The organism is Neptuniibacter marinus (assembly GCF_965223595.1).
GTDB classification, from domain to species: domain Bacteria; phylum Pseudomonadota; class Gammaproteobacteria; order Pseudomonadales; family Balneatricaceae; genus Neptuniibacter; species Neptuniibacter marinus.
This window is the reverse complement of sequence record NZ_OZ245004.1, coordinates 2,440,313-2,465,250: the sequence shown is the minus strand read 5'-3', so window position 1 is coordinate 2,465,250 and position 24,938 is coordinate 2,440,313. Positions and strand designations below refer to the sequence as shown.

At 41.8% G+C, this 24,938-nt stretch carries 26 protein-coding genes; 23 read left to right on the top strand and 3 right to left on the bottom strand.

The window, feature by feature from the left end:
- Positions 1-9 precede the first annotated feature (9 nt).
- The 9 genes from ACOQOE_RS11700 to ACOQOE_RS11660 all read left to right on the top strand — a co-directional run bounded on the left by ACOQOE_RS11700 (position 10) and on the right by ACOQOE_RS11660 (position 7,940).
- On the top strand, positions 10-882 hold the full coding sequence (locus ACOQOE_RS11700; protein WP_420555478.1) for a DMT family transporter: 873 nt from the start codon (positions 10-12) through the stop codon (positions 880-882).
- 164 nt (positions 883-1,046) lie between these two features.
- A complete protein-coding gene (hpf, locus tag ACOQOE_RS11695; RefSeq protein WP_067868373.1) occupies positions 1,047-1,421 on the top strand; it encodes a ribosome hibernation-promoting factor, HPF/YfiA family in 375 nt (124 codons plus the stop codon).
- Positions 1,422-1,596: 175 nt separating this feature from the next.
- Complete coding sequence (locus ACOQOE_RS11690) at positions 1,597-2,094, top strand: GNAT family N-acetyltransferase (protein WP_067868376.1); 498 nt, start codon at positions 1,597-1,599, stop codon at positions 2,092-2,094.
- A gap of 253 nt (positions 2,095-2,347) precedes the next feature.
- Positions 2,348-3,031 carry a TIGR00153 family protein gene (locus ACOQOE_RS11685; protein WP_067868379.1) on the top strand — a complete coding sequence of 228 codons (684 nt, stop codon included), beginning with the start codon at positions 2,348-2,350 and terminating at the stop codon, positions 3,029-3,031.
- 17 nt (positions 3,032-3,048) lie between these two features.
- Positions 3,049-4,314: an inorganic phosphate transporter gene (locus ACOQOE_RS11680; RefSeq protein WP_420554073.1), complete on the top strand. Its 1,266-nt coding sequence runs from the start codon at positions 3,049-3,051 to the stop codon at positions 4,312-4,314.
- 166 nt (positions 4,315-4,480) lie between these two features.
- Complete coding sequence (locus tag ACOQOE_RS11675) at positions 4,481-5,914, top strand: aspartate kinase (protein WP_067868385.1); 1,434 nt, start codon at positions 4,481-4,483, stop codon at positions 5,912-5,914.
- Between the two features lie 203 nt (positions 5,915-6,117).
- On the top strand, positions 6,118-6,792 hold the full coding sequence (bluB, locus tag ACOQOE_RS11670; RefSeq protein ID WP_067868388.1) for a 5,6-dimethylbenzimidazole synthase: 675 nt from the start codon (positions 6,118-6,120) through the stop codon (positions 6,790-6,792).
- Between the two features lie 179 nt (positions 6,793-6,971).
- Entirely contained in the window at positions 6,972-7,253 is a 282-nt protein-coding gene (locus tag ACOQOE_RS11665; protein WP_067868391.1) for a peptidylprolyl isomerase, read from the top strand.
- A gap of 219 nt (positions 7,254-7,472) precedes the next feature.
- Positions 7,473-7,940, top strand: a complete 468-nt coding sequence (locus ACOQOE_RS11660; RefSeq protein WP_067868395.1) for a DUF1499 domain-containing protein — start codon at positions 7,473-7,475, stop codon at positions 7,938-7,940.
- A gap of 43 nt (positions 7,941-7,983) precedes the next feature.
- Here ACOQOE_RS11660 and ACOQOE_RS11655 read toward each other — a convergent pair whose 3' ends face one another.
- From ACOQOE_RS11655 to ACOQOE_RS11645, 3 genes are all read right to left on the bottom strand, one after another.
- Positions 7,984-8,529, bottom strand: coding sequence for a hydrolase (locus tag ACOQOE_RS11655; RefSeq protein WP_067868399.1), 546 nt, complete (start codon positions 8,527-8,529; stop codon positions 7,984-7,986).
- 27 nt (positions 8,530-8,556) lie between these two features.
- Positions 8,557-9,168 carry a DUF2889 domain-containing protein gene (locus ACOQOE_RS11650; protein WP_420554072.1) on the bottom strand — a complete coding sequence of 204 codons (612 nt, stop codon included), beginning with the start codon at positions 9,166-9,168 and terminating at the stop codon, positions 8,557-8,559.
- A gap of 177 nt (positions 9,169-9,345) precedes the next feature.
- Positions 9,346-10,563, bottom strand: coding sequence for an EAL and HDOD domain-containing protein (locus tag ACOQOE_RS11645; RefSeq protein ID WP_067868405.1), 1,218 nt, complete (start codon positions 10,561-10,563; stop codon positions 9,346-9,348).
- 163 nt (positions 10,564-10,726) lie between these two features.
- Between ACOQOE_RS11645 and ylqF the strand changes: the two genes are divergently transcribed.
- From ylqF to ACOQOE_RS11575, 14 genes are all read left to right on the top strand, one after another.
- Positions 10,727-11,635 (top strand): ribosome biogenesis GTPase YlqF, encoded by a 909-nt coding sequence (ylqF, locus tag ACOQOE_RS11640; RefSeq protein ID WP_067868408.1) that lies wholly within the window; start codon positions 10,727-10,729, stop codon positions 11,633-11,635.
- Positions 11,636-11,893: a hypothetical protein gene (locus tag ACOQOE_RS11635; protein ID WP_067868411.1), complete on the top strand. Its 258-nt coding sequence runs from the start codon at positions 11,636-11,638 to the stop codon at positions 11,891-11,893.
- Between the two features lie 553 nt (positions 11,894-12,446).
- Complete coding sequence (locus tag ACOQOE_RS11630; RefSeq protein WP_067868414.1) at positions 12,447-14,432, top strand: pyrroloquinoline quinone-dependent dehydrogenase; 1,986 nt, start codon at positions 12,447-12,449, stop codon at positions 14,430-14,432.
- A 68-nt stretch (positions 14,433-14,500) separates the two neighbouring features.
- On the top strand, positions 14,501-14,878 hold the full coding sequence (locus ACOQOE_RS11625) for a c-type cytochrome (RefSeq protein ID WP_067868470.1): 378 nt from the start codon (positions 14,501-14,503) through the stop codon (positions 14,876-14,878).
- 359 nt (positions 14,879-15,237) lie between these two features.
- A complete protein-coding gene (locus tag ACOQOE_RS11620; RefSeq protein WP_420555477.1) occupies positions 15,238-16,428 on the top strand; it encodes an NAD(P)/FAD-dependent oxidoreductase in 1,191 nt (396 codons plus the stop codon).
- Positions 16,429-16,855: 427 nt separating this feature from the next.
- On the top strand, positions 16,856-17,842 hold the full coding sequence (locus ACOQOE_RS11615; RefSeq protein ID WP_420554071.1) for a thiamine pyrophosphate-dependent dehydrogenase E1 component subunit alpha: 987 nt from the start codon (positions 16,856-16,858) through the stop codon (positions 17,840-17,842).
- Positions 17,843-17,891: 49 nt separating this feature from the next.
- Positions 17,892-18,914: an alpha-ketoacid dehydrogenase subunit beta gene (locus ACOQOE_RS11610; RefSeq protein WP_075107975.1), complete on the top strand. Its 1,023-nt coding sequence runs from the start codon at positions 17,892-17,894 to the stop codon at positions 18,912-18,914.
- A 3-nt stretch (positions 18,915-18,917) separates the two neighbouring features.
- Positions 18,918-19,148 carry a biotin/lipoyl-containing protein gene (locus tag ACOQOE_RS11605; RefSeq protein ID WP_067868421.1) on the top strand — a complete coding sequence of 77 codons (231 nt, stop codon included), beginning with the start codon at positions 18,918-18,920 and terminating at the stop codon, positions 19,146-19,148.
- 434 nt (positions 19,149-19,582) lie between these two features.
- Positions 19,583-21,715, top strand: coding sequence for a PQQ-dependent dehydrogenase, methanol/ethanol family (locus ACOQOE_RS11600; protein ID WP_067868424.1), 2,133 nt, complete (start codon positions 19,583-19,585; stop codon positions 21,713-21,715).
- 419 nt (positions 21,716-22,134) lie between these two features.
- Complete coding sequence (locus tag ACOQOE_RS11595) at positions 22,135-22,593, top strand: hypothetical protein (protein ID WP_420554070.1); 459 nt, start codon at positions 22,135-22,137, stop codon at positions 22,591-22,593.
- Positions 22,594-22,607: 14 nt separating this feature from the next.
- Entirely contained in the window at positions 22,608-22,838 is a 231-nt protein-coding gene (locus ACOQOE_RS11590) for a biotin/lipoyl-containing protein (RefSeq protein WP_067868421.1), read from the top strand.
- 16 nt (positions 22,839-22,854) lie between these two features.
- Positions 22,855-23,538: a 2-oxo acid dehydrogenase subunit E2 gene (locus ACOQOE_RS11585; protein WP_067868431.1), complete on the top strand. Its 684-nt coding sequence runs from the start codon at positions 22,855-22,857 to the stop codon at positions 23,536-23,538.
- On the top strand, positions 23,531-24,307 hold the full coding sequence (locus ACOQOE_RS11580) for a lipoate--protein ligase family protein (protein WP_067868433.1): 777 nt from the start codon (positions 23,531-23,533) through the stop codon (positions 24,305-24,307). Before ACOQOE_RS11585 ends, ACOQOE_RS11580 begins: the two co-directional genes overlap by 8 nt.
- A gap of 50 nt (positions 24,308-24,357) precedes the next feature.
- Complete coding sequence (locus tag ACOQOE_RS11575; RefSeq protein WP_067868436.1) at positions 24,358-24,924, top strand: Twin-arginine translocation pathway signal; 567 nt, start codon at positions 24,358-24,360, stop codon at positions 24,922-24,924.
- The last annotated feature ends 14 nt before the right edge of the window (positions 24,925-24,938 follow it).

The following is a 24,938-nucleotide window of genomic DNA, read 5'->3' as shown; positions in this document are numbered from 1 at the left end:
GCCGTATATATGCCTATCAATCCGCTTTATCGTGGAGCGTTACTGATTATCCTGTCAGAGTTTTTTTTGGTGCTCTCAGGGATGCTCATTAAACAATTAAGCGGTGAGCTACCAACCGAAGTAATTGTCCTTGCGCGTAACCTTTTTGCATTACTACTTATACTTCCATGGCTTTATAGTGTCGGTTTACATCGCATCTATACTCAAAATTTACATTTACATTTTGCCCGCGCAGCCGTCGGCGTTACCGCAATGATGTGTTTGTATTATGCATGGGGGAATTTGCCGCTGGCCGAAGCAGCCCTTATCAAACAAACAGCGCCTTTTTTTGTACCTTTGATCGCTTTGTTCTGGCTAGGTGAGCGTATTGGTAACAGGGTTAAAACTGCTATTTTCATTGGCTTTTGCGGTGTCTTTCTTATTTTAAATCCTACCGACCAAACGATTAATATCGCTGTGTTAATTGCCTTGTTTGGTGCCATATTAGGCGCCTTGGCAAAAGTGATTGTCCGCCGGATGAGTATCAGTGAATCTCCGCAGCAGGTTGTTTTCTATTTCGCATTTTTTAGTACAGTGTTGGCTTTTGTTCCTGCGATGCTTAATTGGGTAACGCCCTCATTAGCCGCTTGTGGGTGGCTTCTTTGTGTTGCTATAACCTCAACAATTGCCCAGTTATTATTGAGTAAAGGCTACGGATTAGCGCCCGCTGGTCAGTTAGGGCCTTATACATACTCATCGGTTGTATTTGCAGCTCTGTTGGGTTGGTTGTTTTGGCAAGAGGTGCTTGATCTAAATAGCATTATTGGTGTCGTTTTAATTATTAGCGCAGGTATTCTTTCTGCTGTTTCTCGCAAAAACAAACAATCAAAAGCGGATAATTGAGCAGAGAGTGTTCAATTTTTTAGTAGAGATTGATTTTTTTATCTAGATGTCAATAAAGTGCTTGTAATCCTCGCTAGGAGTGGTACTACTGTAAGTGTAGAGGGGATATTGAAAGGCATTTTAATTGAGTCTCCTAATAGCAACATTGCATTAAGGATTTACACATGAACATTAAAATCACTCACCGCAATGCTAAAGTTTCTGACAATATGAAAGACAAAGTAGAAGCATGGCTAAACAACAGTCAGGAGCGTTATGAGGTTATTACTAGCGCCCATGTTATCTTAGAAAAAAATGATCGTGAGGATTTGGCAGAAGCTACTATTCATATTGCGGGCAAAGATATATTTGCTAAAGCGAGTGCCGATAATTTATATGCAGCACTTGATACTCTAGCGGATAAAATTGATCGCCAGCTAGATAAAATTCATCAGAAAAATGTTAATAAGAAAGGTGCGCAGAAACCAGCAACAGAGTCTGCTGTAGATGACGCTTTTGATGAAGACTATGATGAAGAAGAGATGACACTCGTTCAATAGGACTATTCATCTATAGAGAATGCCCAGCTTAAGCTGGGCATTTTTGTATCTGAGTTAAAATTTAAAGTGCTTAGAAAGTCCTTTAATGTGTTCCATAGCTATTGTGATTTTGTAAGCTGCATATAAGGGCTCAATTTTAAAATCTACTCATAGTTATTTATGAAGGTGTTTTGCCATGAATTCACTCTCGTCTGATATTAAAGTGTTAAGTGTAAAAGCAGATGAATGGGCTATTGTTTACCCTATGTGGGAGCACTTAATCTGTGAGTTACCGAGTTATCACTTCAATCCCTTTGGCAAACCGCTATTGGATGAACAGAGAGTCCATCTTAAAAACACATTACAGGGCTGTTTAGCTAAAGATGAGGCGGAAGTGTGTGTTGCTGTTAATGAAAATAATGAAATATGTGGCACGATAGCCGTTATTCAGAACACGCAGCGGGGATATGATCAACCAAAGAGCGGGGTTCTTTTTAATCTTTGGGTTAATCCTCTAATGCGCCGCCATCAAATTGGTACCACTTTAGTCAAGTATGCAAAGGAGTGGTTGTTGGTACAGGGAGCGACCTCTATGCAAGTTGGCTGGCATCTTGATAATAGTATCGCGGCTTCTTTTTGGCTCAAGCAGGGATTTCGTCAATATGAATGTATAGCTGCCACTTTTTTGAATTGAGTAGCACTAATTGGTGAGGCTCTAGGCAAATAAGCTTGTGTATATACATTGGTATGCTTTGCGAATGCAAGTTATGGGCTATGTATATCAGCTATGTGTGTGAAATCAAAAAAAGTGATTTTTTTATCAATTAATTGCCAAATTGTCATAAAACTGTAATTACTCAGCGTAACAAATCCGTCATAATTCGCGCGCCTGAGCATTTTGTTTTTTCCGCTCAAAAATGTTTTTTCGACTCATTAGGGTGCGTTGTATGGTCTCTACCAATAATCCATTTTTGCAGATGTTTGCGCGTTCGCCGTTCAAACCTATGCAGGAACACATCGCTAAAGCGCAAGAATGTGCGATAGAGCTAATTCCTTTTTTTGAAGCTGTAATGGCTGATGATTGGGAAGAGGCTAAAAAAATTCAAAGAAAGATCGCCGTGCTTGAAGGCGATGCTGATGCAATGAAGAAAGATATTCGTCAGAACCTCCCGAAGAGTATTTTTCTACCTGTTCCCCGTACCGACCTATTAGAGCTTTTAAGAATGCAGGACAAAATTGCCAATCGGGCTAAAGACATTTCAGGTCTAATGCTTGGACGAGAAATGTCTATACCTGCGATTATTCAATCAGATATGACCGAGTATGTTCGCGTTGCTTTGGAAACATCAGAACAAGCTTTAACGGCGCTTAATGAACTTGATGAACTGGTTAATAGCGGATTTGGTGGCCATGAGATCAGTGTGATTGAGAAGATGCTAGATCAATTAGATGCGTTGGAACACCGTACTGATGAGCACGAGAGAGATATTCGTGCAAAGTTATTCAGTATTGAGAAAGAGTTACCGCCAATTGATGTCATGTTTTTATATCAGGTAATTACTTTGATAGGTGATCTAGCTGATCGTGCTCAACAAGTCGGTAGCCGCTTGCAGCTACTCGTCGCTCGTTAATTTGGTAGGTTATTAGAATGGAAATTATTGCTCAGTACGGCGACATAATCGTTATTCTTGCATGCGTATTTGGTTTCTTTATGGCTTGGGGTGTTGGTGCAAATGATGTTGCCAATGCAATGGGCACCTCGGTAGGTTCAAGGGCGTTAACACTTAAACAAGCGATTATGATCGCGATTATGTTTGAGTTTTTGGGTGCTTATTTAGCCGGTGGTGCCGTTACGGCAACAATTCGTAAAGGTATTATTGACCCCAGTCTATTAGCAGGAACACCTGAGTTACTTGTGTTTGGTATGCTTTCAGCGCTTTTAGCTGCAGGTATCTGGTTACTGGTTGCTACGCATTTTGGCTGGCCCGTTTCCACAACCCATTCGATTGTAGGTGCCATCGTTGGTTTTGCTGCAGTGGGTATCTCTGTTGATGCGGTCAACTGGGGTAAGGTTACTAAGATTGTCGCAAGCTGGGTTGTTTCGCCGGTTACCGCGGGTTTGATTGCATTCTTCTTGTTTAGGAGTGTGCAACGCTTAGTTTTAGATACAAAAGATCCCTTTATAAATGCTAAAAAGTATATTCCCGTTTATACCTTTTTAGTAGGGTTTATGGTCTCTATGGTGACCTTCACTAAAGGCCTGAAACATGTGGGGCTTGATTTTAGTTGGAGTGAAAGTGCTTTAGCATCATTAGCCATTGGTGTGATAGTTATGCTGATTGGTATACGGATGCAGAAAAACATTCAACCGGACCCTGAAGCTGATCGTGATCATCACTTTGCGAGTGTTGAGAAGCTGTTTGGCATTTTGATGATGTTTACGGCGTGTGCAATGGCATTTGCTCATGGTTCTAATGATGTGGCTAATGCGGTTGGTCCTTTGGCTGCGGTCGTTGGGGTTGTTGCTGCAGGCGGTGAAGTTGCACAGAAAACGGCGATGCCTGTATGGATCTTGCTATTGGGTGGTGCGGGTATTGTTGCAGGGCTAATTATGTATGGTCATAAGGTTATTGCAACAGTCGGTAGTAATATCACTGAATTAACGCCAAGTCGTGGTTTTGCTGCTACCTTAGCAGCTGCAACAACCGTTGTATTCGCTTCAGGCACGGGATTGCCTATCTCAACTACGCATACTTTGGTGGGAGCCGTGTTGGGTGTTGGTTTAGCGCGGGGTATGGCCGCGTTAAATATGCGTATTGTAGGTACGATCTTTGTATCATGGGTTGTCACGCTTCCCGCTGGTGCGGGTCTAGCCATAATATTCTTCTTTATGTTTAAGGGTATGTTTAGTTAGAACGAAAAAGATAATGAAGAAAGCCCTGTAATGAATGAATTACAGGGCTTTTTTTTACTTAATGTTTAAAAAAGGATCACAAAAAAGCTTATATTAATGTAAAATTTGTGCCCAATTTTTTGCTTTGGGTCTACCCAAAATCCAACCAGTAATATTCGGAAAAACAATGCATACAGTTGAGAAGATCGGCGGTACTTCAATGAGCCGCTTTGAGGAGTTGATGGACACTATTTTGGTGGGTAAACGTACCGCTCCAGAAGAACTGTATAACCGAATTTTTGTTGTGTCTGCGTATGGGGGGATTACCAATTACCTTCTAGAGCATAAAAAAACAGGTGAACCAGGGGTTTATGCACGGTTCGCTAATGCTGAGTCTGAACAAGCTTGGGTTGATGAGCTAAATAAAGTTCAAGCGCGTATGGAAGAGATTAATGCTGAACTTTTTGCAGATGCAGAGTTTGAGCGTAATGCCGCTGATAGCTTTGTAATCGAGCGACTGAATGATGTTCGTGATTGTATGAAAAGTTTACATCACTTGTGTACCTATGGGCATTTTCAGTTAGAAGAACACTTGATGAAAGTGCGAGAAATGTTGGCATCAATTGGTGAAGCTCATAGTGCATACAACTCGGTACTTGCTTTGCGCAAAGCAGGTATTAATGCTCGTTTTGTTGATCTAACCGGTTGGCATATGGATCAACCTCTTCCCTTTGAGGAGATGATTCAGCAACAGTTTTCAGATGTCGATATTGCAAGTGAAATGTTGATAGCGACAGGTTATACACATTGCGAAGAAGGGTTAATGAAAACCTTTGATCGTGGTTACAGTGAGATGACGTTTAGTATGATCGCTACAGTAACCGGTGCAAACGAAGCAATTATTCATAAAGAGTATCATCTAAGTTCGGCGGACCCTATGTTGGTTGGGCCGGATAATGTGATGACTATAGGTGCTACGAACTATGATGTGGCTGACCAGTTATCCAACTTAGGTATGGAAGCTATCCACCCTAAAGCGGCCAAAGGTCTACGTCGTAATGGCGTAAAACTACGTATTAAAAATGCATTTGAGCCTGAACATGAAGGGACAATAATTAGCCAAGAATATCATAGCGATACACCTCGTGTTGAGATTGTTGCTGGGCGTAAAGATGTTTTCGGTATTGAAATATTTGACCAAGAGATGCTTGGTGATGCTGCTTATGATATTGAGATATCTAAGCTGCTTTCACAACTGAAGCTGTATGTAATTAATAAAGATGCCGATGCAAACAGTATTACCTACTATGTAGGTGGCTCTCGTAAAATGGTTAATCGTGCAACACGTCTGATGGAAGAGATGTATCCCGAAGGTCAGATTCGCTTACATAATTTGGCTATAGTGTCTGCTATAGGCTCTCAGATGAAAGTTAAAGGTATTTTAGCTCGTACGGTTAGCGCATTAGCAGAAGCCGGGATCAATGTAATGGCATTACATCAATCCATTCGTCAGGTTGAGATGCAATGTGTGGTTTCTGAGGAAGACTATGAGCAAGCGGTGATAGCGCTGCATGCTGCATTGATTGAGCAGAGAGGCTCTTCAAAAAATTCTGCGGTTTAAGTTGCCTGGTTAAGTTACTTAGACTGCAGTTGCAACTGAGTTGCGACGTTTTAACAGACTTGAATCTAGTTTATAGTTAGATTCAAGTCTGTTTTTCTATTCTATTGAAGACGACGTAGTCTTAATTTTTACCTAATGTATAGGTTTTCTATTATTAATAGCTATTATCCTGTGAGTTTCTGTAACTTATACTGAGTGATTTAATGCCTTCCAATAATGATCAAAAGCAGCAGGATATAACACCTCAAGCGCGGGAGCATTTCTATGATGTACTATATGGACGTCGTGATGTCCGTGGCCAATTTCTAGCTGATGAGATCCCTGATGAAGTACTAACCAATATATTACATGCGGCTCACCATGCGCCTTCCGTTGGTTTATCTCAGCCTTGGAACTTTATTCTTATTCGTGATCCGCAAAAACGGCAGAAAATTTATGAAGCCTTCGTTTCTGCTAACGATGAAGCGGCACAGATGTTTGAGGGTGAACGGCGTAATAAATATCAAAGCCTAAAGCTACAAGGAATCCTTGATACACCGCTTAACGTCTGTATTACATGTGATCGTGAACGGGGTGGACCTGTGGTTTTAGGTAAAACTCATCAAGTTGAGATGGATCTATATAGTACGGTGTGCGCCGTTCAAAATTTTTGGTTGGCTGCGCGTGCTGAAAATGTGGGTGTGGGATGGGTTTCAATTATAGAAAAAGAAACCCTGAGTGAGCTTTTGAATTTACCGGATGGCGTTGTGCCTGTAGCTTACTTATGCGTAGGTTATGTTTCTGAGTTTTTAAAAAAACCTGAGCTTGAGCTTGCTGAGTGGGAAAAGCGAACCCAGCTAAAAGAGATGATTTTCACAGACTCTTGGGGAATTAAGTAAACAGTATGTTGTTTGCTTTTGACAGTATGTTCACTCTTAATAATGGATAAAGAGGAAAAGTGCATCTCTATTACTGTGCTAAAACGGTTTATTTTAAACTCCAGAACAGTTGTGACTGGACTAAGTTTAGGTAGGCAGGTACTGTTCTCAAAACTGAATATTACAATAGGAGTTAAATGATGGCTCGCGCAACTGCACGTCACATTTTGGTCGATACTGAAGAAAAATGTAACCAGCTTAAAGCTGAAATTGAGTCAGGTACTGACTTTGCTGAAGCCGCAAAAAAGCACTCTACATGCCCGTCTGGTGGTGAGGGTGGAGATTTAGGTTCTTTTGGCCGTGGTCAGATGGTTCCTGAGTTTGATACAGCTGTATTTACCGGTGATGTCGGTGTTGTTCAAGGCCCTATTAAAACTCAGTTTGGTTACCATCTTCTTGAAGTAACTAGCCGAGACGATTAAGTAGTCCGCATTTGTAAAAAAGAGCAGTGAGTGATTAGTGCTCTTTTTTTGTATCTAATTAATGCTACTGGGTTTGTCTAGGCTTCTTGTGAAGAATAAACTTATTAAATTAGTTATACCTGCGTGGGTGGAGCTGGTATCTTAGGCCTATATGCAGTGGAAGCCCTTTGCATGTAAAAAGTGGTATCGACAGGAATGGTAGGGAAGCATTTTTATAAAATGGAATGGATTGCAGCAGTCCTAGTTATAGTAGTTTTACTGATCTTTGGTTTTATGTCGATGGCTTCAAAAGAAGGCAGGGCCGTCGGTTTGGTAAAGGGACGTTTGGCACCTTGTGGGTCTAAGCCTAACTGTGTCTGTTCAGAGTACCCTGAAGATAAAAATCATTTTGTCGAGCCTTTTGTGATCCCCGCACAGGTTGATAGTATAGAGTCTTTAAGTCTTCTGGTTAAAAACCTCGTTACTGAGGTTGGCGGAGACGTTCAATTAGAATCTTATACTTACATTTCTGCTATTTTTACTAGCACCTTATGGGGGTTTGTTGATGATTTTGAGGTGCGTATAGATATGGATACTCGGGAAATTAACTTCCGTTCGGCCTCACGTGTTGGACAATCGGACCTAGGGGTCAATGCAAAGCGGGTTGAACGATTCGTTGAGTTACTCGAGGAACGGATAGGGCGGTGAAATTAGCCAATCTAGCGTGTTACGTGATTGGCTAGGCATAAGTCTATCTTAGGTAGTTCTTACTGATCTCTCTAAAAGTATCAGTTCCTGCTTTCTGCATCCATTCAAATGCAACCATTTCTCGGCTTACAATGTATATACCGCATTGACGCATGCGCTCCAATGCTAAAGCTTTATCTTTAGGATCTCTTGACGACACACAATCCGCCACAACATAGACTTCTCTTGCTTGCTGCTTTAATTGAATCGCTGTTTGTAAAACACAAACATGCGCTTCCATACCAACAACAACAACTTGATTTGGGCGTAGTGCGTTAATTTTTTCATTGCAGCTCGGTTCTGACATGCAGGAAAAGTGTTCTTTTTCCATTATCCCTTCTTCGGGTATAAGTTCTGCAATTTCCGGTATTGTGTGTCCTAAGCCTTGGGGGTATTGCTCGGATGTTAAAATAGGCACGTTAACTTTAGCGGCTATCTCGGTTAACCATCGAGTATTTTTAATGAGTTCAGTTGGTTCATCAATTGCTGGGACTAATTTATCTTGAATATCGACAATCAATAGACATGATTTGTTTGGATGGATCAGCATAATTAAGTCTCATGTAACGGTTATTAGTTAAAACTCATCAGTTGATTCGGTTGCTTTGACTGAGTTTGTAGGAATTATTTTATTATCATGCTCATAAAAATGAGGCCAGTACTCTTTGACGACAGGGCCATTAGCCGCAAGTGCGTGACAGGTATCTAGCATAGGTGGCTTTTTGTCGCCATCTTGCCAGAAGTTTTCCGCTAATTCACGTTCTTGGTGAGTTGCTTGGAAGGCGGTTGTTGCTAAAGGTCCAAGTAATTCAAGCAGGTGTGTGCATCCCCCGCGTCCAGAAAAGAGTGATTTTATTTTACCTGTAAAGCCCCGTGCTATTTGCAGTCCAATAAGTTGCTTATAGGCTTCGGTAATTTGTTTACAGCCACTGAAGGGGGTGTAATCCATCGAAGCGACCGCATCTAGTATATTGAGATCCATATCAATGGTGATACGTACAGACATTCCATGCAAAGGCTCCCCAGGGGGAATGATGCCGTTCTCTCTGTCTTTGTAATCCATGCTAAACGTTTTTGTGTCGATGAGATGGGCTTCAATGTCCCATAAACCGTCTTCACGTTTAAAACCTTCACAAATAACGCGGCGGGTATGTTTGAGTGAACGGGCAGAGGCTATAGGTAATGGCATAAATAGATAAACACTATGGTCTGACAGCCTATTGAACGACTGTTGCGGAAGTTATTAGATTATTTTAAAGCTTATTTAGACTGAGAACATTATAAACTTTGGTGTGCGGCTAAAGGCAATAAAAAAGGCAACACTCTGTTGCCTTAAATAGATAATCAAAATATAGACAACGTTTATCTATTCATACATTGCTTGCATGGATTCTTGAGCCCATTCGAGGCTAGCTCGGTAAGCTTTGTCGTAAATATTGCCGTCTAGATCAGGTGGCAGTAGATCCCAGTCACCATTCTCATAGTTCACAACATTACGTAGTACTGTACCTATAGGGCCTTGGCCTAAACTAACCGCTTCTTTTATATCATCACCAAGAGGCACTTGTTCTAGCATTGTCTCGCGCTCAATGTCGAGCATTGCATGCAGACCTGACATTATACCCGCCATAAAGTAACTCCCGTAGTTATTTAGCTTAGCTGCATGGGCTACCTCTTCACACATTCGCCCACGAATCAGCAAGCTTCTGGACAGTTCTTCGGGTTTTTCTTGATTTGAAGACATTGCGATCAAGGTTGCCCATTTTTTGACTTGCTCTAAACCAAGGAGAACGATGGCTTCTGCGATAGACTCAACTTGACGCACTAAGCTATAACCCGCTGAATTGACTATGCGCAGCAACTTATAAGTTAATGCAGGGTCTCTCATTATCAATTCTTCTAGCTTCTCCGGTGTAGCTTTAGGGCTTTGCAGTTCTTGTATTAACTGCATGAGCGCTACTTGGCTACCCTGTATCTTTTTGCCTTTAATAACCTTTGGTCTGCTTAAAAAGTGCCCTTGGAAAAGCTTGAAGCCTAACTCAATGCACGTTTCTAATTGTTCGTGTGTTTCTATTTTTTCAGCGAGGAGGGTGACTTTGTGTTTCTTAAGCTCTTTTACCTGCTCACGCACTTGCTCCATTGTTAATTCATAAACGTCAATTTTGACTATATGGGCAAGTTTTAATAATGGGTCATACTTGGGGTTATAGACAAAATCATCCATTGCTATTCTATAACCTTCAGAATGCAGTTTTTGAACCGCGCCCACCACTTCTTCATCAGGTTCAATATCTTCAAGTATCTCAAGTACAATATATTTTTTAGATACTTCTGGAAGTTGTTGGTCTACCAATATATCCCGTGTGAGATTAATAAAAGCAGGCACTCGCTTAAGTTCACCGGAATCAGAGATGCTAGTATAAGCATTAAGAATGACCTCGCTGGTCGCTTCAGAGTTTGCAAAGAGAGCGTGTCCTTGAACATCCTCAGTTCGATACAATAACTCATAGGCAACAACTTTTTGGTTCCGGTCGAAGATTGGCTGTCGGGCCATTAATACTTGTGAGTTTTCTGTTTGATCCATAAAAGCAGGCCATCCTATCTATCAGCGTAACATGATCAGGCTATATCTATAGTGTAGTCTGCCTATTATATCTTTAGGGAAAATTATTGCTCTTTATTTCTTTTAAGCTAATTAAGGTTTCATACAGTATAATATTGAACTTTAATTTTATCAGGGTTTGGTAATGGGTATAAATTGGTTTCCGGGACACATGCATAAAGCTCGGAAAGAGATTGCTAGCGTAATGGATGAAGTTGATGTGATTATTGAGGTCATTGATGCACGGTTGCCACAATCGAGTGAAAATCCGCTGGTTAATACGCTTCGTAAAGGCAAGCCTAGATTAAAATTGCTGAATAAGAGTGATCTAGCGGATGAAAAACGTACGCAGGAATGGCTTGAATATTTTAACAATCAGCCTGAAACTAAGGCGATAGCACTAGATTACACTCAGAAAAAATTAATTAACCGTATCGCTGATATTTGTAAGCAGATGGTGCCTTCGCGTTCTAATTCTGATCGTCCTGTGCGTGCTATGATTATGGGTATTCCTAATGTTGGAAAATCTACATTAATCAATGCGTTGCTAGGTAGAAAGATTGCTAAAGTTGGAAATGAACCGGCTGTTACTAAAACTCAGCAGCGATTCACAACACATAATGGTATGGCGCTTTCTGATACACCGGGCTTTTTATGGCCTAAAATTGACGATAAAGATTCAGGTTATCGTTTGGCCGCCAGCGGTGCGATAAAAGATACAGCGATAGAGCATGAGGATGTAGCCATTTTTGTCGCGGGCTTTCTTCGGAATGATTATCCCGATCGTTTGATCGCGCGATTTAAATTTAAAGAGATGCCAACTATTGCAGAAGATGTGCTAGATGAAATAGGGCGTAGAAGGGGCTGTCTTCGTCCCGGCGGTGTAGTTGACCGCAACAAAGCCTCGACGTTGCTTCTTAATGAACTACGTTCAGGTAAGTTAGGACGAATTAGTTTTGAAACGGTTGAGGAGTGGGCGGAAAAACGTCGTATTGCTGAACTTGAACGAATAGAAGCTGAGGCACTCGCTGCCGAAAGTGAAGGTAAAAAATAAATGGCACGTATTAAGAAAAGTCGTAAGGCTAAGGGATTTATTGATGACTCAGGGCCTAGTCGTAGAGAGCGGTTAGCGGATCCGGATAGTTATGATAGCCGTCGTCGTAAAGCGTTGGAGAAGAAAAAGCGGCATCAATCAGTTTATGAAAAGAAAAAAGCAGAGAGTGAAGAGGATGAAAATTCTCAAGAGCAACGGAAAACACGCTTAGCTGATAAGATCCGTAAATTGAATAAAGAGAAAGCTCAACAAAGTTAATGTTGTGGTTCCAATGTAGAAAAGTACGCAAGGCTTGAAGTGAAGGTGTGCTCGATCTGATTTACTCGAATGGAATTTGCTTTAGTGCATGATCAGTTGATGTAGAGTTTGAGTACACTTTTTTGTTAATGATAATTTTAAATATAATATTAGTTTTCTTTTGAGTATGTGCTGATTAGTCGTTTGCTGCTCACCCTCCAGACTATAAGTAATTTTAGTAAACCTGTGAAAATAGGTTTTTTGTTGTTTCTGCAATCACTGTTACTTGGACTTGATTTTTTCTTGTCACTGCTTTTTTTGTATTAACAGATTATCTGCTTATGAAAATAAGCTCATGATACAGTCTGTTTCATTAAGTTAATTCGATGGAACACTGTGTCGGCTTTAACTTCCTTTTTTACGCAATCGTTTTTATTTAACTATTTGATTTTTAAAATAAAAATGTCGATGGCATAAAATCTGCTTTTTTAGGTATGAGAATCATGTTTCTCACTTGGATTCTTACATAGAAATAATAAACCCTAGCGGAAATCCACAGTAAAGGAAGCGGCTAATGTATAAATATAAATTATTCAGCCCTAGAAAGATTGCTCTAGCAGTTGCTGTCTCTAGTATAGCAATAAGCGGCACCACTTATGCTGCAAACCAGTCCAATTGGACTGAGTATAATGGTGATAAATCTGGATCTAAATATTCAGAAGCGCCACTTGTAACGACCGAGAGTGTGAAGGATATGTCAGTAGCGTGGGAATGGTCCATGCCTGATAATCAATTATGGAAAGACAACCCTGATCTACGGACATGGATGAACCAAAGTACTCCTTTGGCTATCGATGGCATTATCTATTCTAGTTCACCTATGTCGTTGGTATCTGCTATTGATGGTGCAACAGGTAAAACATTATGGACGTTTGACCCTAAAGCTTACGCGTTTGGTTCTCCACCAAACTTAGGCTTTATTAGTCGCGGCGTAACCTATTGGGAAGATGGGAGTGACAAGCGTATCCTCCTTGGCACCGCTGACGGTTATCTTATCTCGCTTAATGCAAAAACAGGTAAGCCTATAAAATCTTGGGGAGATAATGGTCGTATAGATATGACCAAAGGTCTACTCAAGCCGGTCGATCGTGCAATTATATCTTTAACGTCACCACCAATTGTATGTGGTAATCAAATCATCCCAAGTATGGCTGTGTTGGACTCCTTTGCTGTAGGTCGTCCGCCTATGCAAAACCATCCTGCAGGTGATATTCAGGCGTTTGATATTAAGACCGGTAAGCGTTCTTGGGTATTCCATAACCCACCTCAGAAAGGTGAAAAAGGTAATGAAAGCTGGGACAGCGATGCTTGGAAAACCACCGGTGGCATGAATATGTGGGCACGCCCAAGCTGTGATGAAGAAAATGGTTTAGTTTACTTGCCATTCTCTACACCAACCAATGACTTTTATGGTGGTGAGCGTCCAGGGGACGGTTTGTTCGGTGAGTCTCTTGTTGCCTTAAATGCTAAGTCAGGAAAAATCGCTTGGTACTATCAATTAGTTCACCATGGGTTATGGGATTATGATATTCCTACCGCGCCGAACTTAATGGATCTTACGGTTGATGGTAAGAAAATAAAAGCGGCGGTCCAAGTTACAAAACAAGGTTTCATTTACGCATTCGATCGTCTGAATGGTAAGCCAATTTGGCCAATTGAAGAACGTCCTGTTCCTCAATCCACTGTGCCTGGTGAAAAATCGTCACCAACGCAGCCTTTCCCAACGAAGCCTGCTCCTTTTGTTCAGCAGGGGGTTACACAGGACGATTTGATCGATCTGACGCCTGAACTGAAAAAAGGCGCAATGAAAATCCTGAAACGTTATAACTACGGTGAGTTATTTACGCCGCCTACAACAACTAAAGCCGGTACGCTTCAAGTTCCTGGTGTTCTTGGTGGTGCTAGTTGGGTTGGGGCTGCTCATAACCCTAAAACCAATGTTCTCTACGTAAACTCGTTTACCATTCCATTTGGTATCAAACTGAAAAAAGAGAAATCAGCCGCCTATAAATACACAGGTACTTGGGCTGGTGTAGGTGGTCCAAAAGGCCTGCCTTTGTTTAAGCCGCCGTTCTCTACAATGACAGCAGTCGATATGAATACTGGTGAGCATCTATGGCGTATACCTGCGGGTAAGGGGCCTGTTAATCATCCTGAGATTAAACACCTTAACTTAGGCCGTGTTGGTGTTCCTCGTCAGAGTCATTTTACATTGACTGAAGATGTACTGTTTGTTGCGCCAGAAGGTACTTATAGTGTGTTAGGTTTATCTACACGTGGTAATGCTCTGATTGCTCAAGCAACAGGAGAAGAAGAAGAGCCGTACATGTACGCTCATGATGCTAAAACCGGTAAGTTGATTTCAGAAGTGAAATTACCTGGCGGCGTTTTTGGGGCATTAATGTCGTACAGCGTTAATGGTAAACACTATGTTGTGATGCCAGTAGGCGGTGCGGGTACCGATGCTAAGCTTGTAGCTGTTCAAGTAGGCGGTAAGTAAGGCTAAGGCCTGTGGAGGGCTAAAGGATTTTCTTTTAGCCCTCTTTATCTTTGTTAAATGAGTTTATTATGAAAAAAATAGCGATTTATTTGTCAGTTTTATTTGCCATTTTTAGTTTTAATGCTGTGCTTGCGGGTGGCGTCCCATCGTCAGACGGTGCATCTGATGACGAGAGTTCAATACCCGTTGATTTAACTGATTCAGAACGAATTGAAGAAGGTAAAGGGATTTTCCACTCGACTTGTGCGGATTATTGTCATGGACATGAGCCTGATTTATTTATTGGCAGAGGAGATGATTTAGAACCTAAATATATCTATCAAACTATTTTTAATGGCGGGCAGGGTGCAACGCCGATGCCTCCTTGGGGCGAAGTTTTTAGTGAGGATGAGATCTGGTCGCTAGTCTCATATATAAAGTACTTAGGTGCAATAGATGAGTTGTAGCTAAGAAGTTCCTTTTGTTGTTAAGAACACCCGCATAACCAGTGGGTGTTTTAATGCTTTCGCTTCTCTATCTATTCTGCTTTTGTATCTTTATCTTTTTAAATCATGAAATACAGCTCAGAGATTGTATTTTCTTTTATTAAAAAGTTGTTTGCTAATGGCATTATCTCTTGTTCTGATCTTGTCGAATGCCCTGTAAAAATAACGCTAACCTCAGTTCCGGCTTACGTGCCTGTGTCAGACATTCTGTGTGTCGACTGATCTTTGGTTACTATAAAAAGGCAACCTAGTAGAGAGTGGTATGTTAAACTAACGCGCTTTAAACCTTCACTTATTAGGCCGATTTAGGGGTGAGCGCGTTGTTGTATAATGTTGTAATTATTGGTGCTGGTGCATCGGGATTGATGTGCGCTGCAACAGCCGGTTATCGGGGGCGATCAGTACTTGTTTTAGAACATACGGCGAAGATTGGTCGTAAAATTCTTATGTCCGGTGGTGGGCGCTGTAACTTCACCAATATGCATAATTCCCCAGCTAATTTCATCTCCCAGAACCCATATTTTTGCAAATCTGCCTTAAGTCGTTATAAAGCACAAGATTTTATCGACCTAGTGGATCGTCATGGGGTTGAGTATCACGAGAAGACCTTAGGTCAGCTTTTCTGCAATGAGTCCAGTAAAGAGATTCTTCAAGTGCTATTGACTGAGTGCGAATGGGCCGGTGTTGAGATAAAAACAGAAACAACTGTGATTTCTGTAGAGCAAAGTGGTAAAGGCTGGGTTCTGACAACGTCAAATGGGAAAATAAATTCTGAATCTGTTGTTATTGCGACAGGTGGGCTGTCGATCCCTAACGGTGGCGCGACCAGTTTTGCATATGATCTGGCCGTGCAGTACTCACTTCAGGTACTGCCGCGCGTCGCTTCATTGGTACCTTTTACTTTGCAGCCAAAAGATAAAGAGGTACTGAAAGAGCTGTCTGGCGTATCTCATTTAATCCAAGCAAGTGTGACTGATAAAAAAGGCATCAAAACGAGCTTTATTGAGATGATGTTGTTTACTCATCGAGGCTTGAGTGGGCCCGCTATTTTACAAATTTCTAACTATTGGCATCCCGGTGACGATGTTGAGTTAGACCTGTTTCCTGAACTTGATTTATTAGAATGGCTAAAAGAGCAGCGTAGTGCACGTCCAAAGGCGGAAATAACCACTATCATGGCTCAACAAATGAGTAAGCGTATGGCGCAAATTTTATGCGCTAAGTTTGAATTAAGTGGGGTAATGGGCTCGTTTTCTAATAAACAGCTCGAGATGATTAATGACGCTTTTCGTCGTTGGACGATTAAACCTTCGGGTACTGAAGGCTATAGAACTGCTGAGGTTACACTGGGTGGTATCGATACTAATGAGATCAATCAAAAAACTATGCAAGCGAAAAAAGTACCAGGACTTTATTTCGTTGGCGAGTGTTTAGATGTCACTGGCCATCTAGGAGGGCATAATTTTCAATGGGCATGGGCTTCAGGTTTTGCTGCAGGGCAAGTGGTTTAAGTGTATCGAATCCAACCCCTTTGACCTGTTATGGTCTGGGTCAACTATCGTATTAATAATAGATTAACTTCAACTCATCAATCATTCTTACCGCTACTTGAGCGATAAATGGGGGAAGGGTTATTAAGTCGTTTTTATGACTTGTTATCCCTAACCTTAATAAACTACGCCTCTTCTTAAGTCGTCTTTAACGTCCTTGTTTATCTTTTGTGCAATGTGCGTTTTTGTGTGCCAATCTCTTTGGAACATAGTGTCGCACGAACTGTGTCAGCCTATTTTCTTTAGTCGATTCTTAAAACTGCATATCTATTTTAATTCTTATAAATCAATATGTTACATCATAAAGGTGCTTGTGGCATGACGTTTGCCTTGGTTAGAGTAGATTTTATTGCGTTGTTAAACAGTTTTGAATATTTGGGAGCTTGAGATGATACCTAGCCAAGAACAAGAAAAATGGATGTATAAACACATGCTCATTAGCCGTTTTTTTGAAGAAGCTATTGAGAAAATTTATATGGAGGGCAAATCGCCAGCATTCAATATGGCTAATGGCCCAATTCCTGGTGAAATGCACCTTTCTAACGGTCAGGAACCTTGCGCAGTTGGTGTGTGCGCACACCTAAATGCTGAAGATGTAGTGACCTCTACCCACCGTCCCCACCATGTTGCGATTGCTAAAGGTGTTGATCTTAAGGGGATGGCTGCTGAGATATTTGGCAAAACAACAGGGTTAAGTGGTGGCCGTGGCGGTCATATGCATATTTTTGATCCGGCGGTTAATTTCTCTTGCTCTGGCATTATTGGTCAAAGTGTTGGTCCTGCCGTAGGTGCCGCTCTATCACGTGTTATGCAGCAGAAAAGCGGTATTGCCGTTGCTTACTTAGGTGAAGGTGCTGCTAACCAAGGGGCATTCCATGAAGCGCTCAATATGGCGGGTGTTTGGAAGCTTCCAGTTATTTTTATTATTGAGGATAACTCTTGGGGTATCTCTGTCTCCAAGCGTGCAAGTACAGCGGTTGAACGTAACTCTGATCGTGCAGCTTCTTACGGAATGCCAGGAGAATTTATTCCAGGAAACGACCCCGTTGAAATATTTAAGACGGTTGGCTTGGCAGTTGATCGTGCTCGCAGTGGTCTTGGTCCCACATTGATTGAAATAGAAACTTCTCGTCTAGCAGGTCACTTTATGGGGGATGGCGAAGCTTATCGTCCAGCGGGGGAGAAAGAAGCCCTAATGAAAGTCGATCCAATTCCTGTGATGAAAGCGCGTTTAACTGACGTCTACAACTGGAGCGATGAAGACGATGCAGAGCTTGTGTCCGATGCGCATAGAGTTGTTGATGAGGCGATCAAATTCGCACGTGATAGCGAGTATCCAGCACCTGAAGAAGCAATGGAAAAAGTATTTGTCTAAGGCGATATGTAAAGCCCTAAAGGTCAGGACTAAGGTTTAGGAGATAGAGATGACTCAAGTAAAAGAAAAAGAACGTAAGTTGACGATTGCGCGAGCAATGGCTGAAGCGATTGCGCAAGAGATGCGTACCGATGAAAAAGTATTTGTTATGGGTGAAGATATCGGTGAGCTGGGTGGCGTATTTGGTAATACGCGAGGTCTGTATAAAGAGTTTGGCCCAGTTCGTGTACGTGATACGCCCATTTCAGAAACGGCCTTTATCGGTGCTGCAGTAGGTGCTGCATCGGATGGTATGAAGCCTGTTGTGGAATTGATGTTTGTTGATTTCTTTGGTGTGTGTTTTGACGCTATCTACAACATGATGGCAAAAAACACTTACTTTTCTGGTGGTAATGTCACTGTGCCGATGGTATTGATGACTTCTACAGGTGGCGGTTATTCCGATGCAGGCCAGCATTCCCAGTGTGTACATGCCACCTTTGCGCATCTGCCGGGCATGAAAGTGGTTGCCCCCTCTAATGCTTATGATGCCAAAGGAATGATGGTCGCGGCTATTCGAGATCCTAACCCTGTTGTATTTATGTTTCATAAAGCATTGCAAGGCATGGGGTGGTTGGGTACAGAAAAAGACGCCATCGTCCATGTGCCTGAAGCTGATTATGAAGTGCCATTAGGCAAAGCGGTTGTTACGCGACCTGGGACAGATGTCACAATCGTTGGTATCACATCCGGTGTTCATTATGGGCTAAAGGCCGCACGTATCTTAGAAGAACAAGGTGTCAGTGCAGAGGTGCTCGACCTCAGATCATTAGTGCCGCTTGATCGTGATGCAGTGATTGAATCAGTGAAAAAGACAGGTCGTTTAATTGTTGTGGATGAGGATTACCACAGTTACGGCATGACGGGCGAAATTATTGCCACGGTTGTTGAGGCGGGTGTTCCGTTGAAGGCCGCACCGCAGCGAGTTGCATATCCTGATATTCCAATTCCGTTTACCCCGCCAATGGAACAGTGGGCGCTTCCAAGCCCAGAAAAAATTATCGAAGCTTTTAACAAAATGAAGGAAGTATAAACAATGACCGATGTAATCGTTCCAGTAGATCTATGGGAAGAAGACTCTGAAGCAGTAATCACTTCTTGGTTGGCCAGTGATGGAGGAGATGTAAGTGAAGGAGATGTGATTGCTGAGCTTATGGTAGAAAAAATTCAGTATGAACTTCTAGCGCCAGCAAGTGGCAAACTAAGCCTTATTAGTGATGCAGATGATGTTGTCGAAAAGGGCCAGAAAGTCGCCACGATAGGATAAGGTATTGAATATGGTTTTTTGTATAACGTATTAATATAAAAAACCGAACATGCTTTTTGAGGCGTTAGCTTCTGGTGTATGAATTGAGGTTTGTCGTAGTTTTTATAGTGGACCTCTGTTTAGGTGGTTTTTGCCTCAAAGAGCAGACCTATGTGTATTTAATTAATAAAAGTTTAGTGAGTTTGATTCGGAGGTAATGAAGTTATCTGTTCTGAGTGGCATTTATCGAAACTGATTGTTTTAGGTGGTGAGGAAGTCGAGCACATTTTTATGTGCTGAGTACCGACACCCCTTGCTTTATCTCGTTTTCTTTCAAAGAAAGGGCGATTTACATTACTTCGGAACGTTAACTTCAATGAAGCAATTTTACCCGTGAGTATTCGCTTAGGCGTTGTCTGAAGCGAAAAAAAACTCTAACTAAGGAGATAATAAAAATGAAATTTAGACGGTCAAGCCTAAGTATGCATATGCTTATGGCAGCTTCGCTTCTTACGTTTATGCCAGCACAGGCATCAGACAGAATTATTACGGATAAGGAGCTTTCTGATGAGTCAAATACAACTGATTGGCTCGCTTACGGGCGAACGCACTCTGAGCAGAGGTTTAGTCCCCTTAAAGATATTAATGTAGATAATGTCAGTCAGCTAAAGCCTGAATGGTATGCGCCTTTACCTGATCGGTCTGATATGGTTGGGACGCCATTGGTTGTTGATGGTGTTATGTATTATGTAGGTGAAATGAATAAAACTCGTGCGTTCGATGCGCGTACAGGAAAAATGCTTTGGGAATATGATCCACAAGTTGCCAAAGAGATTGCCGACAATAATATGAAAAAAGTATTTTGGAAGCATAACCGTGGCCTGTCGACTTATGGCGATAAGCTATTTATTGCAACGTGGGATGGCCGTCTAATTGCGATTACAAGAAAAGATGGTAAGGAAGTTTGGCAAACCCGAACATTTGATCATGACCAACCGCTTAATATTACAGGTCACCCTAAAGCTTTTGATGGCAAGGTGTTTGTTGGTAATGGGGGAACTGAGTTAGGCCCAATGCGTGGCTATGTGACTGCCTATGATGCAGAAACAGGCGAACAAGTTTGGCGTTTTTACATTGTTCCTGGAAACCCTGCAGATGGGTTTGAAGATGCCGCTCAGGAAAGAGCAGCTAAAACATGGAGCGGCAAGTGGTGGGAAAACGGTGGTGGCGGTAACGCTTGGCATGGTTGGACTTACGATGAGAAGTATAATCAGCTGATCTTCGGTACTGGTAACGGCGGCCCTTGGAATATTAAAGTCCGTAGCCCTGAAGGTGGCGATAATCTGTACCTTTGTTCTGTTGTAGCAGTAGATGCTGATACGGGTGAATATAAGTGGCATGTCCAAACGGCACCTGGCGACACATGGGACTATAACTCCAACATGGATATAGTCTTAGCTGATCTGGAAATTGATGGAAAAGACGTTGATGCCGTGTTGCATGCGCCTAAAAACGGTTTTTTCTATACCATTGATCGCTCAAATGGCAAGGTTCTTTCTGCTGAAAAATTTACAGATGCTAACTGGTCAACTAAATATGACCTAAAAGAGCAACGCCATATTGTTGCTGAAAATGCTCGCTACCTTGATGGTGAGAAAAATATTTACCCTTCAGCATTTGGTGCCCATTCTTGGCATGCAATGTCTTATAACCCCGAATTAAATCTCGCTTTCATTCCCACTAACCATTTGGGGAATACTTTTAAAGATGGCGGCAAGAATACGAAGACTGGTCATAAGATGAAGAGCCATAAGCTGTATTTGGGCTTAAGTGGTTGGGAGTTGACGAAAGATCCTCATGAATCTCGGGGCTCTTTGCAGGCCTGGGATCCAGTTAAAAATGAGCGTGTTTGGCAAGTGAACCAAAAAAGCCCGTGGGGCGGTGGCACCTTGACTACAGCGGGTAACTTAATTTTCCAGGGTCTGCCTGATGGTATGTTTAAAGCTTATGATGCGCGCACAGGTGATGTTCTTTGGTCTTATGACGTAGGTCTGGGTATCTCTGCACCGCCAATTACTTATAAGCTGGATGGTAAGCAGATGGTTTCTCTTCTAGTGGGGCCTGGTGGTGCATTAGCTTCTAACTTTGGTGGCTCTGGCGAACTCGGCTTTGAGGGGCACGGTTGGAAATACGGCTTACATGAGCGTCGTATAATGACCTTTTCGCTTGACGGGAAAGCGCTAATTCCAGAACAGCCGGCACCACAACTTGCCAAGCCAATCTTAGACGAGAAGTTTGAGGTTGATGCTAAGAAAGCGGATGTGGGTGCGGGTGTGTTTGCAGAAAACTTGTGTGTCGCTTGTCATGGTGGTGGAGCGGTTGCCGGTATGAAAGCTCCTGACCTGCGTGAGTCCCCGATTCTGCTCAAAGGTAATGAAGAGTTGTTTGAGAGAGTTGTCCGTGGTGGTGCGCTGCTCGTTAATGGCATGCCTAAATTCCCTGATTTAACCGATGCAGAGTTAGAAAGCATTCGCCATTTCGTTCGTAGACAAGCGCACGATGGCGTGAAATCAGGAGGAGGGCACTAGGCATAACGTTTATTCAAACGTCAAACGAATCCCTTAGGTTGATGAGACCGACAAGTGATAAAGTTTGAAATACATATAAAGCCTGAATCTGCGTGAAGAAAATAGGTGCTCTAGTTAGTACCTCATCACAAAGGATTCGGGCTTTTTTGTTTTAATTTGTCGAAATTGCAGTGTTTGAAATGGTAGTGGGATCCCGTCCCGTTTAACTATATATGCGTCTATGCCTCATAGCAGAAGCTTTCTGGAACACACTGTAGCAGTCTGTGAATCACCTTGACCTTAGCTAAGTGTTTTAAATAACTTGGATATTCAAAATAATCCATATAAAACAATGAGATAGCTTATGGCATGCTGTTTGCTTTTATGGAATATAACTCTGGTACGTGTTTAAGCAATAACACAGATGTTGGGAGCTTGAGATGATACCTAGCCAAGAACAAGAAAAATGGATTTATAAACACATGCTCATTAGCCGGTTTTTTGAGGAAACTATTGAGACGATTTATATGGAAGAAAAACCACCTGTCAATATGGCTAATCACTCTCTCCCCAGCGGAATACGTTTTTCTAATGATCAAAAATCATGTGCAGTTGATGTATGTACCCTCCTTAACGCTGACGATATTGTTACCTCTACAGTGCAGCTTGATTGTGAAGCATTGATTGAGCCAGTGAAAAAGGAAGGTCGTTTAATTGTTGTCGATGAGGATTATCACAGTGATGGCATGAGCGGTGAAATTATTGCCATTGTCGTTGATGCCGGAGTGCCATTGAAAGCAGCGCCGCAGCGAGTTATAACCCAATTCCGTTTACCCCGCCAATGGAACAGTGGGCGCTTCCAAGCCCAGAAAAAATTATCGAAGCTTTTAACAAAATGAAGGAAGTATAAACAATGACCGATGTAATCGTTCCAGTAGATCTATGGGAAGAAGACTCTGAAGCAGTAATCACTTCTTGGTTGGCCAGTGATGGAGGAGATGTAAGTGAAGGAGATGTGATTGCTGAGCTTATGGTAGAAAAAATTCAGTATGAACTTTTAGCCCCAGCAAGCGGCAAACTAAGCCTCATTAGTGATGCGGATGATGTTGTCGAAAAAGGCCAGAAAGTTGCCACGATAGGATAAGGTTTAGGAGATCCAGATGATAGATTCAGATGCAGATACAATTAAAATAACGCCCCTTAAAGGTTTGAGAGGCATGATAGCGAATAACATGCGACGTAGTCTTGATGAAGCAGCACAGCTGACACATCACGCCGTATGTTCAGTTGAAAATATGTGGTTACGTAAAGAAAAAATGGCAGAGCAGGGAGTGAATATCTCCATTGAAGACCTGCTAGCCGATTACCTTGTTCGTACACTTAAAAAGCATCCAACAATGAATGGGCGTATTGAAGATGGAGAGATACGTGTTTATCGCAATATTGATTTGAGTTTTGCAATTGGCTTGCCCGGGGGGAAATTGATGGCCCCAGCTGTATTTGCTGCGGACCAAAAAGATCTCCAAGAGCGAGCTCTAGCACGACGTGATGCTTTGCAACGAGCTAAAACTGGAGGTCTGACTGTATCTGAAATGACGGGTGGTACCTTTACATTGACTAATATCGGTCGAAGTCGAGTTAGGTTTTTTACGCCTATTATCAATTTGCCTCAATTAGCTATTTTAGGGGTAGGTGAAACTTATACCGATTTAGTTATTGATAATGGTCAGTTATCTGAAAAAAGAATGATGGGGTTATCGCTGACGTTTGACCATCGTGCAATTGATGGTGCACCTGCCGCGGACTTCCTATCTGACCTTTGTCAGGAAATTGAAAGTGAATAGCTTGGTAAAGGCTGATTATAGGCGTATAGCGAAGATTAAAGTCCCTACGCCTATGCATATCTCCTCTGGTCTGGATCTTGAGCAAAGCTTACTGGATCAGGTTCTTAAAGGGGACGCGCAGTGTGGCTATGCGCTTTGGCGAAGTAAGCAGGCATTAGTGGTTCCTAAAAGTGCGACTCATCGTGATAACTTTAAACAGGCCTGTGATTTTTGTGCAGAACAGGGGTGGCCGGTCGTTGTAAGAAGTACTGGAGGGGAGCTAACACCGCAAAGTGAAGGCTTTATTAATCTCTCTATTGTTTTAAAGTGCAAGAAAGGTCAGTTAAGCATTAAAGAGAGCTATCAAGTTATCTGTCAAGCGATTATTCAATGGTTAGCCGAACAGAATATAACGGGCAGTTGTTCCTCTATTGATGGTGCTTTTTGTGATGGCGACTTTAATGTTGTTGTCGATGGCCAAAAGTTAGTAGGTACTGCGCAGCGGTGGAAAAAAATCACAGATCCTGCAGTAAGAGAAGATGGCAGTGATATGGCTTTGTTGATGCACGCGGTTATTTTATGCGATGGTGACTTGTCGTCCATGTGGAATATATCAAATGCTTTTTATAAAACCTGTAATTTGAAGCCATTCATTATCGATAATAAACATATTTCGCTTTCTCAACTACTTAATAGTGGGGGAGAGGGATTTGTTATAAAAATGCTTGATGGTTTGGATTTGTCTTTAAGTAAATATATTGATGAATTTTCTGAAAATCATTTTAAATAAATATTCAATAAACTTTTCTTTTTACTGTGAGGTAGAGAATTGGAGCTATTATGAATAAAAATAAAAAAACATTATTATCATCATTTGGAAAATCTGATAATCACTGTTCCGATCGTAGAAATTTTTTAGCTAAATCGGGTAAATTAGCGTTAGGGGCTTCAGCAGTTGTTGTCGGTGGCGGTTTATTTTCTCCAAATAGTTTTGCCGCTCAAAAAATAGGCAATGATGCAAATACAACTTTATTAAAACTTGCGCGTGATATTTATCCTCACGATACATTGGAAGATAAATATTATGTACAAGTAATGTCACCAATGGCTGAAGCTGCAGAGAAAGATGCTGAGCTTTTTTCGCTATTAGAAGATGGGGTTAAATTATTAGATAAAACCTCAGTTGAAAAATATGGTGTAGCGTTTACTCAAATTAAATCTGAACAGGAACGTGTCGTTGTTCTTAAAATGCTAGAACCTACCCCGTTCTTCCAGAAGATCAAAGGTGCCTTGATGATGGGCATTTATAACAATCCAGAGATATGGCCGCTTTTTGGTTTTGGTGGTTCTGCTTGGGAAAAAGGCGGTTATATCAACCGCGGTTATGATGCAATCGATTGGCTTTGAGCAACGGGAGAATA